The 16696-nt window shown below is 37.2% G+C and carries 14 protein-coding genes; all 14 read left to right on the plus strand.

Annotated features, from left to right (window positions below; all coding sequences use genetic code 11):
• Positions 1-182: 182 nt before the first annotated feature.
• Positions 183-566 (plus strand): DUF3221 domain-containing protein, encoded by a 384-nt coding sequence (locus AC1FXP_RS18010; RefSeq protein WP_480063378.1) that lies wholly within the window; start codon positions 183-185, stop codon positions 564-566.
• Positions 567-1396: 830 nt separating this feature from the next.
• A complete protein-coding gene (locus AC1FXP_RS18015) occupies positions 1397-4231 on the plus strand; it encodes an alpha-amylase family glycosyl hydrolase (RefSeq protein WP_480063379.1) in 2835 nt (944 codons plus the stop codon).
• A 142-nt stretch (positions 4232-4373) separates the two neighbouring features.
• Positions 4374-5105 (plus strand): YwmB family TATA-box binding protein, encoded by a 732-nt coding sequence (locus tag AC1FXP_RS18020; protein ID WP_480063380.1) that lies wholly within the window; start codon positions 4374-4376, stop codon positions 5103-5105.
• Positions 5106-5236: 131 nt separating this feature from the next.
• Positions 5237-6082: a DUF72 domain-containing protein gene (locus AC1FXP_RS18025; protein WP_480063381.1), complete on the plus strand. Its 846-nt coding sequence runs from the start codon at positions 5237-5239 to the stop codon at positions 6080-6082.
• 266 nt (positions 6083-6348) lie between these two features.
• On the plus strand, positions 6349-7167 hold the full coding sequence (locus tag AC1FXP_RS18030) for a sulfite exporter TauE/SafE family protein (RefSeq protein ID WP_480063382.1): 819 nt from the start codon (positions 6349-6351) through the stop codon (positions 7165-7167).
• Positions 7168-7198: 31 nt separating this feature from the next.
• On the plus strand, positions 7199-8545 hold the full coding sequence (locus AC1FXP_RS18035; RefSeq protein WP_480063492.1) for a bifunctional metallophosphatase/5'-nucleotidase: 1347 nt from the start codon (positions 7199-7201) through the stop codon (positions 8543-8545).
• 77 nt (positions 8546-8622) lie between these two features.
• The gene (locus tag AC1FXP_RS18040; RefSeq protein WP_480063384.1) at positions 8623-8931 is read left to right on the plus strand and encodes a YunC family protein; all 309 of its coding nucleotides are present in this window, start codon (positions 8623-8625) and stop codon (positions 8929-8931) included.
• Between the two features lie 29 nt (positions 8932-8960).
• On the plus strand, positions 8961-9137 hold the full coding sequence (locus AC1FXP_RS18045) for a hypothetical protein (protein ID WP_480063385.1): 177 nt from the start codon (positions 8961-8963) through the stop codon (positions 9135-9137).
• A 248-nt stretch (positions 9138-9385) separates the two neighbouring features.
• Positions 9386-10489, plus strand: coding sequence for an HD-GYP domain-containing protein (locus AC1FXP_RS18050; protein WP_480063386.1), 1104 nt, complete (start codon positions 9386-9388; stop codon positions 10487-10489).
• Between the two features lie 166 nt (positions 10490-10655).
• Positions 10656-12374 carry a cache domain-containing sensor histidine kinase gene (locus AC1FXP_RS18055; protein ID WP_480063387.1) on the plus strand — a complete coding sequence of 573 codons (1719 nt, stop codon included), beginning with the start codon at positions 10656-10658 and terminating at the stop codon, positions 12372-12374.
• Positions 12375-13523 carry a response regulator transcription factor gene (locus AC1FXP_RS18060; protein WP_480063388.1) on the plus strand — a complete coding sequence of 383 codons (1149 nt, stop codon included), beginning with the start codon at positions 12375-12377 and terminating at the stop codon, positions 13521-13523.
• 147 nt (positions 13524-13670) lie between these two features.
• Positions 13671-14927 carry an ABC transporter substrate-binding protein gene (locus tag AC1FXP_RS18065; protein WP_480063389.1) on the plus strand — a complete coding sequence of 419 codons (1257 nt, stop codon included), beginning with the start codon at positions 13671-13673 and terminating at the stop codon, positions 14925-14927.
• 62 nt (positions 14928-14989) lie between these two features.
• A complete protein-coding gene (locus AC1FXP_RS18070; RefSeq protein WP_480063390.1) occupies positions 14990-15871 on the plus strand; it encodes a carbohydrate ABC transporter permease in 882 nt (293 codons plus the stop codon).
• Entirely contained in the window at positions 15871-16686 is an 816-nt protein-coding gene (locus tag AC1FXP_RS18075) for a carbohydrate ABC transporter permease (protein ID WP_480063391.1), read from the plus strand. The genes AC1FXP_RS18070 and AC1FXP_RS18075 overlap by 1 nt, the downstream gene beginning before the upstream one ends.
• Positions 16687-16696 lie beyond the last annotated feature (10 nt).

Here is a 16696-nt window from a genome sequence, read left to right on the forward strand (position 1 = left end):
ACTACTGATGCATTTAATAAAAAAGATGGCAATAGTGTAACTTTATATATTTTGTAGCGTCTAACTAATATGGGTGATAAGTAATAATTAAAAACATTATTGAAGTAAAAAGGTAAAAAGTGTGTGTTTCTAACAACAGAAAGAAACAGTAAGGGAAATTTAAATTGTTAATGGAGGGTGCTATGAAAGGAAGATTTAGTTTTTTTATTTTAGTTTTATTTTTGGGTACAGCGTTAATAGGTTGTGTGTCAAAGGAAAATATCGAAGTGAACCAGGAAGTTGTAGAAGATTTAGCAGGGGAAGAGTTGCAAGAGCGTAAACTAGACATCGATGACAGAGAAGCACTAAAAGCAAATACAGGTATTGTTGGGGTTGTAACAGAACGTGATAATGATAAAATCCTTGTTGTTGATTCAGAAAACGATGAACTTTCTGTATGGCTTTCCAATGCAACTGAAGAAATTGAAATTGGACAAAAAATTAAAGTCTGGTATAAGGATGTTGTTTTATTTTCAAACCCTGGTCAAGCTGAAATTGGCGAATATGAAATTATTATGACAAATTGAAATTAAATGTTTATTCGGATAAAGGATGCGCCGCTTTAAGGAATAGCGCATCCTTTATTTTGAACTAACGAGGGCGATGCTTTAACAAGCCATCGCTTGCCTTATTGCGCTAACGAAGCAGTTATCTTCAATAAGAGAAAGGGTGATTAGGTGAAAAAAACAGCGGTCTTGTCTAGCATAATTGGCATTATAATTTTAATGCTAATAGCACTAATTATTCCTAGATATGAACAAATGCTTGATTTTTTCAATGTTAAATGGATTTTAATTTATTCAATTTTATTAAGTGTTTTGTATTTCTTATTTGGTATTTTAATTGAGACTAAGAAGCTAATTAAAATTTATTCTAAGAAAGTAAGGATTAATTGGTTACTGTTTAGTTTTGTAATTTTGTTAATTTTATTAGTTTTCGTTCCTGGACCCTATTGGTTCATGCTTCTTCCTAATAATTTTTTCTTTATCTTCAGAACTGAAGTTCAAGTTATTTTGAACGTTCTCGCAGGAATTTTACTTGTGCGCTCATTTGATATAGAGCCGTTTCTTAATAAGCCATTTCAAACTATTTTGTGCACAATTAATCAAGTTCGAGATGGAAGGGTCTATCGGTTAATATAAAAAGAAGCAAGTCCTTTCGGGGATTTGCTTCTTTTTTACTATTATTGTGCAAACGGTTTCTTGTTTGCGCGGAAATTGCGCATTGATGCTCGTTCAAAGGACTCATTTTAATTTTGAAACACTACAACTCATTGAAAATAAATAACAATCCTTTTATCATTGATGTAAGCGCTTTTGTGAAGCGTTTGCATAAAATGAAGATGGAGGGTTTGAGGATGAAACGTTTATCGTTATTATTTTTGTCAATGTTGCTTTTGGTAAGTATGTTTATGCCAACGTTTGCACAACCTGCTCATGGACAGTGGTCTGGTGATGCGGATGGATATGAAAGTGTCTTACTACGAGGAAGTGTAGCCCCTTTAAAATGGGATGGAAATGATCACCTTTTGTTGTTTGATGAAGTAGATGGAGTATGGATTAGTGAACCTATCAATCTACCAGGTGGTCAAAAGGTAGAATACAAGTTTGTATATGATGGCGAATGGATGCCAGGAGCGAACTTAGAGTACACAACTCCTCAGGCAGGAGACTATCAGTTTGTTTTTCATCCAGCAGATGAGAGACTTGTCGATGTCCGTCCGGCGACAGAGTATGACGGGGAGTTAACATTACAATTGACGGTACCGGAAGAAACGCCTGATTGGGTTATCCCAACGGTTGCTTCCAATATGAATAACTTTAATTATACTGTTACACGAATGACTAAGGACGAAGATGGACTTTATTCCATTACCTTAAGAGGGCCTGCTGGTGAAGAGTTGCAGTATCGTTATGGTTTAGGTAATGCAAAGTATCAAGAAGTAAGAGATAAACACCGTACAGCGAGCTTCGCGGAAGAAGCAAACGTAGTGGAAGATACGGTGGAAGCTTGGACAGGTATTCCAATTGCAAGTAACGTAACTCATGATTTTAATCATTCTCCGTTTATTCCAAGTGAGAATGATGATGTAACGATCACCGTTGAAGTTGAACATTATGGACCGATTACCGATGGAGGAATTTATTTTACAACAGATGGTGCTTCGCCAAAGGGAGCAAGAGGTGAAGCTCAAGTAGGACAAGCTGTTGAGATGAGTGTGGTTTCAACGGATGAAAGAAGTCGTGGGTATGTATCTGTTTTAGAAGGAACGATTCCTGCTCAATCAAACGAAACACCTGTTAAATATAAAGTTGATGTATGGGATCAAGACGGCGAAGGTTCTCAATTTGCCGATACGAATAGCTTAGACTCTGCCGAAGCAACGGAATTTGCTTATTATGTAGATGATTTCACATCCCCTGATTGGGCCAAAGATGCTGTGATCTATCACATCTTTGTCGACCGTTTTAAAGATGGAAATCCATATAACAATTACGATACGGTCGATGTTGATGAAGTTGGTTTAGAGGAAGCATTGAAAGACTGGATGGGCGGCGACCTTGAAGGTGTGATCAAAAAACTTGATTACTTAGACGATTTAGGTGTGAACACTCTTTACTTATCGCCTGTTTTTGAAGGTCCATTTTCACACGGATATCATCCAATTGATTTCCTAGATGTGGATAGGAACTTTGGAACGCTTGAGATTTTACAAGAATTAATTGAAAAGGCTCATGATCGTGACATGAAAGTGATTTATGACATGGTGCCAAACCATAGTTCAGATGAACATCCTTTCTTTCAAGATGCTTTAAAAAATGGTCAAGATAGTCCTTATTTCGACTATTATACATTCCATGAAGATGGCTCCTATGAAACATTTTACGGGGTGGAAAGTCTGCCACAATTAAATAACGACAACCAAGAAACAAGAGACTGGATGCTTGAAGAAGTGATTCCTTTTTGGTTGGAAGAGGTCAACTTTGATGGGTACCGCTTAGACTATGCAAAGGGACCTAGCTATAGCTTCTGGGTGGATTTCCGCCATGCGGTTAAGCAGCTAGATAAAGATTATTATATTTTTGGTGAGATTTGGGACAACCGTGAAAAGATCAACTCTTACTCTGGGAAGTTAGATGGAGCTCTTGATTTTGGTTTCCATGATACGTTTAAAAATACGTTTGCTAACAATGGTTCCATGAAAAATGTTAGTAACTTAATAAAAGAAAACGAAGCTACGTATCACCCTGAATATATTATGTCGTCATTTTTAGATAACCATGATGTTCCTAGGTTCTTGTATGAAGCGGGGAACGATACGAATAAGTTGAAGCTTGCGTCCTTTACTCAATTTATGTTACCTGGTTCCCCAATGATTTATTATGGTACGGAAGTTGGTATGACACAAAGTGGAAACCATAGTGACTACAGTGATTGGAAAGACAGATGGTACCGTGAAATGATGCCATGGAATAAGGAAGACCAAGACTTGGATCTATTTACTCATTATCAAGAAATTATTGCTTTAAGAGATCAGTACCCTGCATTACGTACAGGTACGTTTGAAGAAATTTTCGTAAATGATGATGTGCTAATTTTTGAACGTAAAGATGATGATTCACGCTTGCTTGTTCTAGTGAATAAAGGTGATGAACAAACGTTTAATTTAGCAGAACTTTATCAACAAGATCGCTTAACAAATGTCAGACTTGAAAATGCCATAACGCAAGAAAAGAAAACGACGAGAAAAGGAACCATTGAGATCAAAATGGAAGCTCAAGGTTTCAAAGTTTTTGAAGTGTCGGGTAAGTTAGCCAAAGGGGAAGAAAAAGTAGATTATAAGAAGTATGAAGCCGGTGTGTTACGAGGATCAGAGCCTCTTAGCTGGGAAAATGATGATCAATCATTTACGTTTGATGAAAAAGAAAACGTATGGAAGTCAGAAGCAATCGAACTTGAAGCAGGCAAACTAGTTGAGTTTAAAGTTGTTATGGATGGTGAATGGCTTCCAGGAGGCGATAACCCTACATTTACCCCAGATGTAGATGGAGCTTATCAATTTGTGTTTGATGCAACAACGACAAAGATAGATGTGCGAAAGCTTGATGAATCAGGTAGAAAAGGAAATGGAAAAGCACCAGAAACACCTGTGCGTAAAGGACATGAAAAGAAATTAGAAAAAGCCAGTTAATGATCGCTTATAAAATGCTTAAAAGCACCTGCACTCTTTCACATGCAGGTGCTTTTTTATGCGGTCATTTCTTTTAAAAAGAATCTATGTCACTCGTTTATTTTTCTATGAATCTGTCAATGCTTGTAAGGAGGTGAGGAGAATGATAAAAAATATAATTTTGTATAGTGTGTTAATTTCAGCCATGTTTGGATTATATAAAACTCAATATGTAAGCAGTGATACGAATCAATTATATGAACTTAAGGAAATGATACATGTGGCGATGGAAGAGGATATGAGTATTAAAAATTGGACTGTGTACTCAAAGATAGAGAAAAATATTGGCACAAACTCTCAAGCATTTGATAGATTCGTAATAAATATGAAGGGTGAGTATCGTGGTTTCAAGTGGCTAGAAGAAGAAGTAAGGAACGGTAACTACCGAAAAGTGGTTGGGACAAAATCTATGCCAGAAACGAATTCTGATGAGCGAGTGGTGATAACGTCTCACGAAAGTAGAGAACAGCAAATGGTGAGTATTACATACCAAATAACAGGAGAGAAGTGGGATAAAGACATGTTAGATGTGATCTCTGAAAAAGCAAAAGGAGATGACACTTATGTAACGATCCGCACAACGATGGAAAGAAAAGAGAATGAGGAGCTAGATCGTCTAGCGAAAAATCTAGTAGAATTATTTTCTGCACAAGTGAAGGAAGGTTTAGAGGAAAGTAATTTTGTATCTGTATCTGCCTATACGGAACAGTGGGATAGTGGTATAGCCATTAATGAATCTGAGAACATAAACTTGCAAATAGGTGTGAGGGACTTAGGGAATGGCGATAGTGTCGATATTACGATGGGAACGCCTATTATTACAGGGGAGTATTAGGAAGAGATAGAGAGGACTGCTCTATCTCTTTTTATTGGTCACAATAATTCATGGATCAACTATTCTGTAAAGAAAGAGGTTTCATGGTAAACTAAAAAGACTGAGGATGTACACGATGAGGAGTGAACACAATGATCTATATTGGCCTTGCGGGTTGGGGAGATCATGATGACTTGTACATAGGAATGAGCAAGCAGTCGAAATTAGAAGTGTATGCAGGACACTTTCCAATTGTTGAAATAGATGCTTCATTTTATGCCGTTCAACCTACTAGAAATATGGAGAAATGGGCACGAGAAACTCCACCTACGTTTCAATTTGTCGTAAAGGCCTATCAAGGAATGACTGGGCATCAACGTGGATTTGCTCCTTTTGCTACAAAGGAAGAGATGTTTGAAGCATTTCGAGAGTCTTTAACCCCTCTTATTGCAAAGGGAAAACTAGCCATGGTCCTTTGCCAGTTTCCACCTTGGTTTGATTGCAAAAAAGAACATGTCGGGTGGATTCGCTATGTGAAAGAACAACTACAAGGACTACCCGTTGCGCTTGAGTTTCGTCATAGATCTTGGTTTGAGGGTAACATGTGTGAGAAGACGCTGTTGTTTATGAGAGAAGAAGAGTGGATCCATAGCATTTGCGATGAACCACAGGCTGGTGTCCGATCGGTTCCTATTATATTAGAAGCAACTCATACAGAAAAGACATTGATTCGATTCCATGGTCGTAATATTCATGGATGGAATGACCCAGGAGATGGAACGTGGCGAGACGTACGTTATTTATATAAATACAACGAAGCAGAGTTACTAGAATGGAAACAAAACATAAAACAGCTCACAGCACAATCAAAGGACATCTATATTATTTTTAATAACAATTCAGGCGGCGATGCAGCAACCAATGCAAAACAACTCATCGAATTGCTTGAAATCGAATATCTTGGACTAGCACCTAGACAACTCGATCTGTTTTCTTGATAATAGAGATAGACAAAACAGGGCGGTTTTCCCTGTTTTGTCTATCTCTAAGCAATGAGCGGAGCCGCCGTTATCTTTTTAGCCTTTTGAGCGGGTTTCTCAAAAGGCGTACGGCGTGTGGAGCCATTGCAAATGTTCGCACGAACTGTAATAACAGGGCGGTTTTCCCTATTTTGTCTAACTCTGTAAAGTGAGAGGGTTCGTTTATCGATTTTGATCAAAATAAAGCATGATACCTCAAGGTGCACAGAAATCAGGTGAAATAGATGGTATGGGTAATTTTATTAGTTGTTGGTCTGCTTGGGGGAACACTAGGCAGTTTGATGGGCCTTGGTGGAGGCATTGTTGTCGTGCCAGCATTGTTAATGTTAGGTGGTCATTCATTTCTAGACATTACGCCACAAGTAGCTGTTGGTACGTCACTGTTAATCATGATCTTTACCGGGATATCTGCAACGATCGCTTATATAAAGCAAGAGAAAGTAGATTATAAGAGTGGTTTGCTCTTTTTTAGTGCGAGTGGTCCAGGTGCGATTATTGGTACATGGCTAAATCGTGGGTTTGACACAGATTCATTCCAAGTTTACTTAGGTTTTTTTATACTCTTTGTTTCATTTATTCTATTTATTAGAAAGTATTTAAAGCCACTACCTCGTTCAGGAAAAGGGATACAAAGAACGTATACTGATGAAGAGGGAATAGACTTTACATATGGATATAGGATTGCTCCAGTTCTCGCAATTTCTTTTGTTGTTGGTATGCTCTCAGGGCTATTTGGTATTGGTGGGGGTTCCCTCCTTGTACCAGCAATGATTGTTCTCTTTGCCTTTCCTCCGCATTTAGCTGTAGCTACATCAATGTTTATTATTTTGTTATCAGCGGTGGTAGGATCGGTATCGCATATGATTCAAGGCAATGTGAATTGGGTATACGCTCTTGCCTTAATACCAGGGGCATGGATTGGAGGGACGCTTGGGGCTGCCATTAATCGAAAGCTCTCAAGCGAGAAGCTTGTTTTTTTCCTTCGGTTGATGCTGGTTATTATGGCATTCAGATTAATATATGAAGGGATGACATCGGCTTAATGCTTTTAGAAGGAGGGTACTTATTTTGACAATGGAGCGGGTTACATTATTCCACTCAAATGATATACATAGTTGTTTTGATCATTGGTCGCAAATGGTCGCTCATATAAAAAAAGAACGAGATGACCATACATTATACTTAGAGCTCGGGGACCATGCAGATCGAAGCAATCCAATAACGGAGGCCATGTTTGGAAAAGGAAATATCGAGCTCCTGAATGAAGCAAAAGCTGATTATGTCACAATTGGCAATAATGAAGGTGTAACTTTTTCTAAAGAGCAACTTACAGCTCTTTACAAGGAGGCAACATTTCCCGTTTTGCTTGCGAATATTGTCAATGCTGATGGGAGCAGTTTAGAGTGGGCCGAGCGCTATGTTATACATACAATGAAGAATGGGTTGAAGGTCGGTATGATGGGTCTTACGGCACCTTTTCTTCATTTTTATGAGTTATTAGGTTGGAAGGCGCTTTCTCCGATAGACGTATTGCACGAGCTTTTGCCTCAGCTGGAAAAAAAGGCGGATATTGTTGTCCTCATGTCACATTTAGGTTTAAAGACTGACGAAAAAATTGCGAATCAGTTTACGGGGATTGACGTGATTCTTGGAGCGCATACTCATCACGTTTTGCCATCAGGACTAACTATTAATGACACACTAATTGCTCAAGCTGGAAAAAATGGAGCCTTTTTAGGGAAGATTGATATTCAGTTTGACCGCAACACTCAGTCCATATATCGGAAAGAAGCTGTTCTCCTTGATGTGAAAAATCAAAAAACTGATGAGAAGACAGACCAATTACTAAAGAGGATGAAAGAGGAAGCGAGTCTCCTTTTAAGTGAACCTGTGACAACTTTACCCAAGCCACTTACTGTAAAATGGCAAGAGCATACGGAAGCAGGTCAAATGTTATGTGATGCTGTAACAGAATGGTGCGGTGAAAAAGTAGGTATGTTACATGCTGGGGTTCTTCTTGGTTCTTTAGAAAAAGGAGTGATCACAAAAGGGGACATCCATCGTATTTGTCCACATCCTATTAACCCTTGTGTTGTTACACTGACGGGAGAAGCATTAGAAGCGACGATTAAGCGCTCCCTTACTAAGGAACTAACTCATCTTGCGTTAAAAGGCTTTGGATTTCGAGGGAAAGTACTAGGAAAGATGCTATTTACGGGAATTGAGATCGATGAGTCAGAGACCGTTTTCATCCTAGGGCAACCAATAATAAAAGATCAAATCTATCGAGTAGCAACACTGGATATGTACACGTTTGGTTATATTTTCCCTGCAATTGCAGAATCAGAGGAGAAGCATTACTTCATGCCCGAATTTTTACGTGATGTGCTTGCATGGAAGCTCAAGCAAAATTGGACGTAAGATAGGTTCACGCCTCCGGATCTCTTTTCATATCGTACTAATGAGAATGATATGAGACGATAGGAGGAGAGCATACCGTGCTTGAAATGAACCCAATCCAAATTGAAGGCGAAACATTTATTGCTGTAACATTAAAGTTGCCTAAAACGAATTTTATGGCTGTTACAAACGATAAAGGGTACATTATGTGTGGAGCACTTGACGTGAATCTATTTAATACAAACCAAAAGCTGATCGACCGTAAAATTGTAGCCGGTCGAGCCGTGGGGGTCCGTACAATAGAGCAACTATTAGAAGCACCATTAGAATCCGTAACATTAGAAGCAGAACAACTTGGAATAACCGCCGGAATGAAAGGCAAAGACGCATTGCTCAAGATGAAATAGATCCATATCCAAAAGGGTGGTTTTCCCTTTTGGATATGGATCTAAGCGATGAGCGGAACCGCCGTAATGTTTTAAGCTTTTTGAGTGGTTTTCTCAAAAAGCGCACGGCGAGAGAAGCCATCGCAAAACATGTTCGCACAAGCTCGGTAACCCAAAGGGTGGTTTTCCCTTTGGGTTACCGAGCTTGTTTAGCTGCTGAGAAATAATCTTAGCAGCTAGTTTTTTATGGTCAGAATTTTATATTTTTTTCCTTTATTGACCGAATTTCGACATATTCCTTTAGATTCGTTGTATAACATTCTAAATTGGAAGCAATTTACTTGCAGGCTGACGTGTATGTTGTAAACTGAGGTTAGAAAATTAATTAAATAGAGATGTTCAAGTGAGTACGAGTTCATAAAGAATCTATTAAGTAATTACTATACCTTTGAACGGTCACAAGAAGGAGATGAACATGAGGTTAGTTGCAATAAGATCAGTTACAGCAGGGGCTAGGCTTGCTAAGTCCATCTATAACGATAATGGACAAATCCTTCTATATGATGGAGTTGAACTAACAGAACGCTCACTTACTCGTCTGTATGAACTAGGCATATCTTTTATTTACATTTATGATGAGCGAACGCATGGAATTGTGGTTGAAACAGGCGTTTCGTTTGAGACGAAACGAAAAGCAATTAGAACAATTAAATCTGAATTTAAAGGCATTGCTAATCATTTGAAGTTGAAAAAATCCGTTAATATTGATCATTTGAATAAAGACTTTGCGAAAATCTTTCGTGCCATTTTAACTGATATTAAAAATAATGAAAATGCTCTAACATTGCTTTCAGATATGTTTGTCTATGATAGCTATATTTTTACTCATTCGTTGAATGTTAGTGTTTATACATTAGGACTTGCAGTAGACCTAGGTTTCAATGACAAACAATTGATGGAAATTGGCATGGGTTCCTTGCTTCATGATATAGGTAAAATGACAATTCCAGTTGAAATTTTAAATAAACCAGGAAAATTGACTGATGAAGAATTTAAAGTTATACAAAGTCACTCAATGGCCGGTTTTGAGATTCTACGAAAAGCCCCTAATATTTCATTGCTCTCTGCTCATTGTGCTCTTCAACATCATGAACGTTTAGATGGGACAGGCTACCCTCGAGGCTTAAAGTCTAATGATATTCATCTCTATGCGAAAATGATTGCCATTGCTGATGTGTTTGATGCGGTCACTTCAAATCGAGTGTACCGCAAACCAATCCTCCCACATGAGGCGTTAGAACTTTTATACTCAGGTGTTGGGAAACAATTTGATCAGGACCTTGTCAAAGCATTCAGGAGGACGGTTGCGGTGTACCCTGTTGGGTTAACCGTTACTCTTAATGATGAAAGAGTAGGGATTGTAGTGAAGCAAAATAAGCAGTTAAGTACGCATCCTGTCGTCCGTATTATAAAAGAAAATGGTATTGAACTTGCTGAACCGTACGACATTGATTTAATGGAACGGTTAAATGTAACAATAGTAGAAACGGAAGCAACATTAGCTGCTGCAGGGACGTAATAAGTTTTCTTGATAGATAAAACTTTCGCGAGTGTGCGGAAGTTTTTTATAATGTAAAATAAGAAAGAATAATAAAATCCTTTCTTCTTTGCTTCAACAATACTGTGGAACTAAATAGGACAACCGTGAGCCTATATATAAATAAGCATGAGAGGAGATGCTCCGATTGAGTTTACGTAAACGCTTTTATCTCGCTTTTTTTGGTTTTGTATTGTTTCCTCTTATAGTATTGGGGTGGATGTCTTATGAGGTCTCATCAAAAATTTTGAAAGATCAAATTAGCCAACATATGCTAGATACACAAGATGCAATTAACTTGAATATCAACTCCATCATGGGAGAGGTTAATCTATTTACTGACTATGTGATAACTTCAGAAAGTGTACAATACTATCTAAATAAACGTGAATGGCAGTTCACATCTGAAAGAGTCCTAATGGAGCGCGACATTACTCGTTTGCTTTTTAGTTATCCATTTACTTACGATTTTTTACTAATTAATGAAGAAAGAGAGCCCTTGTACTTTATCAGTCCTCCTAAAGTTTCATACAAGCAAATGATAGATAAGAGCTATTTTCAAGAAATAAAAAGTAGAAAAGGGGCACCATATTGGATTGGACCATTAAAAAACCAAGAGTTAGTTGGGAAAGAACAATCTCTTTTTACAGTAGGGCGCAGTGTGTTACATCCAAATACACTTGAGCCAATTGGTTTTCTTTTCCTGCACATACAACCAGATGTGCTTAGTAATACAAATCAAATTGCTAAAAATAGTGATAGTGAATGGTTGATACTAAATGAAGAAGGATCAATCATTTACAGTACCGGAAATGAACTCATTAACGAAGACTTATCTAATTATACAGAGCGTATTTCCTCTAAACAAACCGGTTCAACAATGTTTAAGCGTGAGGATGGAAAGGAGTTTCTTCTAACCTATTCGCCAACTTTTAGTGGTTGGACGCTTGTTTCAGTAAAAAGTTGGGAAAGTGTAAATGCTCAAATTGTTCCCATACGAATTTTTACGATTATTCTTGTTATTGTGTTGTTAATCCTATTTACAATCTTTCATAGAACATTTTCGCAAAAATTGATTACGTTCTTTACAATATTAAAAGGAAAAATGGCCCAAACGACAAAAGAAAACTTACAAGTTGATATGCCGGATTTCAAAGAGCAGGAGTTTCAAACGTTATCAAATGGATTTAATGACATGGTTGAGAAGCTTAAAGTAATGATTAAACGTGTAGAAGAAGAGCAAAAACAAAAGCAGCAAGCAGAATTTAAAGTACTGCAGCATCAAATTAATCCGCATTTTTTATATAATACGCTAGAATCAGTGAATGCCTTATCTAGTTTGAATAAGACTAGAGAGGTAGAAAAAATGGTAACAAACTTAGGAAAATTGCTTCGAATCAGTTTAAAAGGTCCTTATGATATTACATTTAGAGAAGAACTACGTCATGTAACGAGTTATTTAGAAATTCAAAAAATACGACATGATTATCAGTTCAATTATGAAAGTCATATAGACGGTCAAGTGAAAGATTTACCAGTGCTTAAATTGATTTTGCAGCCACTTGTAGAAAATAGTATAGAACATGGAATTCATCATGATACATTTAGCATGATTAAAATTGCAGCCCAAAGAAAGAACGATCAACTAATTATTGATGTAAAAGATAACGGGCCTGGCTTCTCGATCGAAAGCTTGGAAAACCTAAGTCGAAAAGATGTACAAAATAATCAAGGTCTTGGGGTTTTAAACGTGCATGAACGTTTACGCATGTATTATGGAAAGAAAAGCGGACTTATGATTTGCAGCTCTACATTAGGTACAAGCATTCGCATCCATATACCTATCTCATTGAAGGGTGATGAATAGATGTATAAAGTAGTCCTAATTGATGATGAAAAGTTAATTGTTGAGAGCTTAAAAAATACAGTACCTTGGGAAACATTTAATTGTCGAGTAGTAGCGACGGGTAATAATGGACAACAGGCAGTTGAACTTTATGAAAAACATGAACCGGATCTTGTGATTACGGATATAAAGATGCCTGTAATGAGCGGAATTGCTTTTCTTGAAGCGATTGCTCCAAAAAGAAAAGCAGACAAAGTGATTGTCTTAAGTGGATTTGATGAATTTGCTTTTGCCCGTGACGCTCTTCAATACAAAGCTTATCATTATTTATTAAAGCCAATTGATCGTGATGAGCTCTATCAAGTTATTGAAAAAGCAATTAAGGAAATAGAAAAAGAAAAGAAGTTAAATGTTTCCACTGACAAACAGAAGATCTTTGACTTACTTGTTCAAAAAAACACATCTCTACCACACCCACTTGAACAACTCTATCTACAATATGGTGTGATGGTTATTCAACTTGATAACTTTCATCTCGTAGAAGAGCACCTGGTTGATATCCACACGGATCAAAAGTTAAAGTATGTGTATCATCCAAGTAAGGGACAGGTTGTCATCGTTTTTGCTTTAACAGGTAACTTAGTGGTAGAGATGGAGACGTTTGCGACAAAGATACAGAATGAAGTAGAGAATGTAACTATATTTATAGGAACGATAACGGATCGGTTAGAAACAATCCACTTGTCGTATGAATTTGCTATGAAGCTTAAAGCAATTAGTCCATTTGTTGACAAGAAGGTCATTACGAAGACTGACTATGAAGCCTATCAAGAGTTAACAAATGATAGTGCGGAAGTATTGAAGCAAGCAAAGGCATATATTGAAAACAATTACCAAAAAGAAGTCACTCATGAAAGTGTGGCCAAACAATTTGGCTTCAGCCCTAGTTACTTTAGTACTCTTTTCAAGAAGCATCACGGAATAACGTTTATTGACCATGTTACAAATGTTCGAGTTAAGCATGCGTGCCGATTATTAAAAGATACGAAGAAGCCAACTTATGCTATTGCAAACTTAGTCGGCTATGAAGATCAACGATATTTTAGCCAAGTCTTTAAACGAAAGGTAGGACAAACACCTAGTGCTTATCGTAAAAAGGAGAGTAGCTAAGGGGAAAACTGCTATGAAACAATTCATAGCAGTTTTTTTTGTATTAAAGTAAAGCGCTTTCGAAAAAAATCAAACATTTCTCGAAAGAACACCTCATTATGGAAACGTTTTCTTTGGTGTAAGATGTAATCAAAGGGGGAAAGAAAAATGAAAAAATCACTTATTTTATCAGCAATTTTAACAGCTTCACTTCTTGTAGGGTGTAATACTTCTGGAGATTCTACCTCAAACGGTTCCGGTGAAGGTTCAAATGATGGTGTGAAGACTATTGAATTTTTCCAAGTGAAGTCAGAAGCCGTACAAACATTTAACCAATTAATTGAAAAGTTTGAGGATGAAAATCCGACTATTAATATTGAACAAAATACAGTACCAGATGGAATGACAGTATTAAAAACACGCTTTTCTACAGGGGATATTCCAGATATCTTTATTACGTATCCAGTAGAAGCGGATTATGTGTTACGTGCTAACAATGATTACTTGCTTGATGTGACAGATGAAGATTTTATTGACAAAGTGAACGGAGAAATCCAAGATCGTTATATTGAGAATGACAGAATGTATGGTGTGGCACTTTCTTTGAATGCTAATGGAGTTATATACAATAAGGCTATGTTTGAAGAGCATGGCATTGAAGTACCGCAAACTTGGGATGATTTCTTAGCAGTAAGTGAGGCATTAGCAGCAGCAGGTGAAACACCAGTTATTATGGGTAACCAAAATCTTGATCAAGCCTCTGTCTTTAACTTGAATTTCATTGCTCAACAATTTGGACCAGATTATTGGGAAAGTTTGAATGCTGGGAATGAAACAATTGTAGGAGATCCGCGTTGGGAAGAAACAGCCCAAAAAATGTTAGATGTTCTTCAGTTTGCTCAACGTGATCATATGGGTACAGATTACGATCAAGGAAATGCAATGTTTGCCAATGGTGAAGGTGCAATGTATTTTATGGGGGCATGGGTACTCCCAACACTTCGCGATATGAATCCGAACTTTGATGAGGAATTTGGTTACTTCACTTTCCCTCAAACAAATAACCTTGATGAACATGTTACCATCTCAGGTGTAGATGTAGGATTGTCCATTTCTGCAGATACAGACTATCCAGAAGAAGCATTAAAATTTGTTGAATTTTTAGTTGATGAAGCACAGATGTTTGCTGACCTTGATGGTTCATTTAGTGCAGTAGAAGGTGTGGAAATTAAGGATCCAGTATTACAAGGACTGCTTCCTCACATTGAAGAAGGAAAAGTAGCTAACTGGCCGAACCATTATTGGGCTGGTGGAACGGCTGCAGAAGCAGATTTCCGTAGTCATTCACAAAATTTCTTTAGTCATCAGGATATCGAGCAATACTTACAAGATTTAGAAAGTATGTTTGCGAGTTATCGTCAATAATTTTCCTGTCAGAGGGTGGCTGCGAAAGTCACCCTCAAAAATAATAGAAATGAGGGGTTATCATGAATCAAAATATATATCGAAGTATGAGTCGGGGCTATTTCATTTTATTAATACCCGGACTGATCCTTCTAAGTTTCTTTTATGTCTATCCATTGTTAAATGGAGTGTACTTAAGTATGACGAATTGGGATGGCGTTAGTCGTACAAAGGAATTTGTAGGTATTTCAAATTATATTAATATTTTTAGTGATTCAAGGTTTTTAAACTCATTAAGCTTTACGTTTAAGTATGCGATTGTTTCAACCATTTTATCGAATATTATAGCCATAAGTGTTGCGATGGCCTTAGTTTCGAAAATTAAATTTCAAAACTTTTTTCGTGGGCTTTATTTTTTCCCGGCGGTATTGAGTATGTTAATCATCGGTTTTATTTGGAAACAAATTTATTTTCGATTTATTCCTTATTTAGGTGAACAGTTAAATATTGATGTTCTTCAAACGAATTTGCTAGGAAATCAGGATACGGTGTTTTGGGCACTTGTTGTTGTAACGGTTTGGCAAGCATCAGCTATCTTAGTTATCATTTACATGGCTGGGCTGCAAACCATTCCACAAGAAGTCTATGAATCTGCTGATATCGACGGAGCGAGAGGCTTGAAGAAATTTTTCACCATTACATTGCCTCTTATTGTTCCTTCAATCACGATTTGTTTGATTCTTGCCATGAAGCAGCATTTAATGGTCTATGATTATATCGTCGCAATGACTGGGGGAGGACCTGGTTTTGCAACAGAATCTGTTACACTCTTAATCTATAATTTAGGGTTTCTAAATAATAGATTTGGTTATGGAACAGCGGCAGCTCTCTTGCTATTCCTTATGATTGTTATTATTTCATTTATTCAGATTTACTTCTTACGTAAGAAGGAGGTGCAGCTATAATGAATTTCAAAAAATTAGGAGTATATGCTTTTATCATTACAGGTGGCTTAGCCATTTTGTTTCCTCTCTATTTAACAGTTATTACTGCATTTAAGACTCCAGAAGAAACGAGAGTATCATTTTTAGCTTTACCGGAAAGTTTTTCATTTGCGAACTTCATACAAGCGATTGAAATGACGAACTATGTTCAAGGTTTTATGAATTCGTTTATGATTACGGGGATTTCTATCGTGTTTATTATTATCTTAGGATCAAGTGTATCGTATTCAATTGCACGTAACCAAGATAAGAAATTTTACCGTGTTATGTACTACTTTTTTGTGAGTGGACTATTTGTTCCGTTTCAAGTGTTGATGCTGCCGCTTATCCAACAGCTAAGTGCAATAGGAATGTTAAATAAGTGGGGACTAATCTTGCTTTATATCACATACAGTCTTTTCCAAAGTGTCTTTTTATTCGTAGCCTACTTCAAATCCATACCAAGAGAGTTGGAAGATGCCGCGTTAATTGATGGGTGCGGAGTGTTTCGGACGTTTTGGCATATTATTTTCCCAATGTTAAAACCAATGACCGTAACAGTAGCAATCTTAAATATTATCTGGATTTGGAATGACTTCTTAATGCCATTAGTAGTGTTAAATAATTCTAGTGATTGGACACTGCCACTAATGCAATATGTCTTTGAATCACAATACTCAGCAAATTACAACTTAGCCTTTGCTTCGTATTTAATGGTGTTAATGCCGGTTATTGTTGTGTATCTCTTCTTGCAGCGTCACATTATTGGTGGAGTATCAGATGGAGCAGTTAAATAGGAGGTATTAT

The organism is Halalkalibacter sp. HAAS-P013, assembly GCF_056619925.1.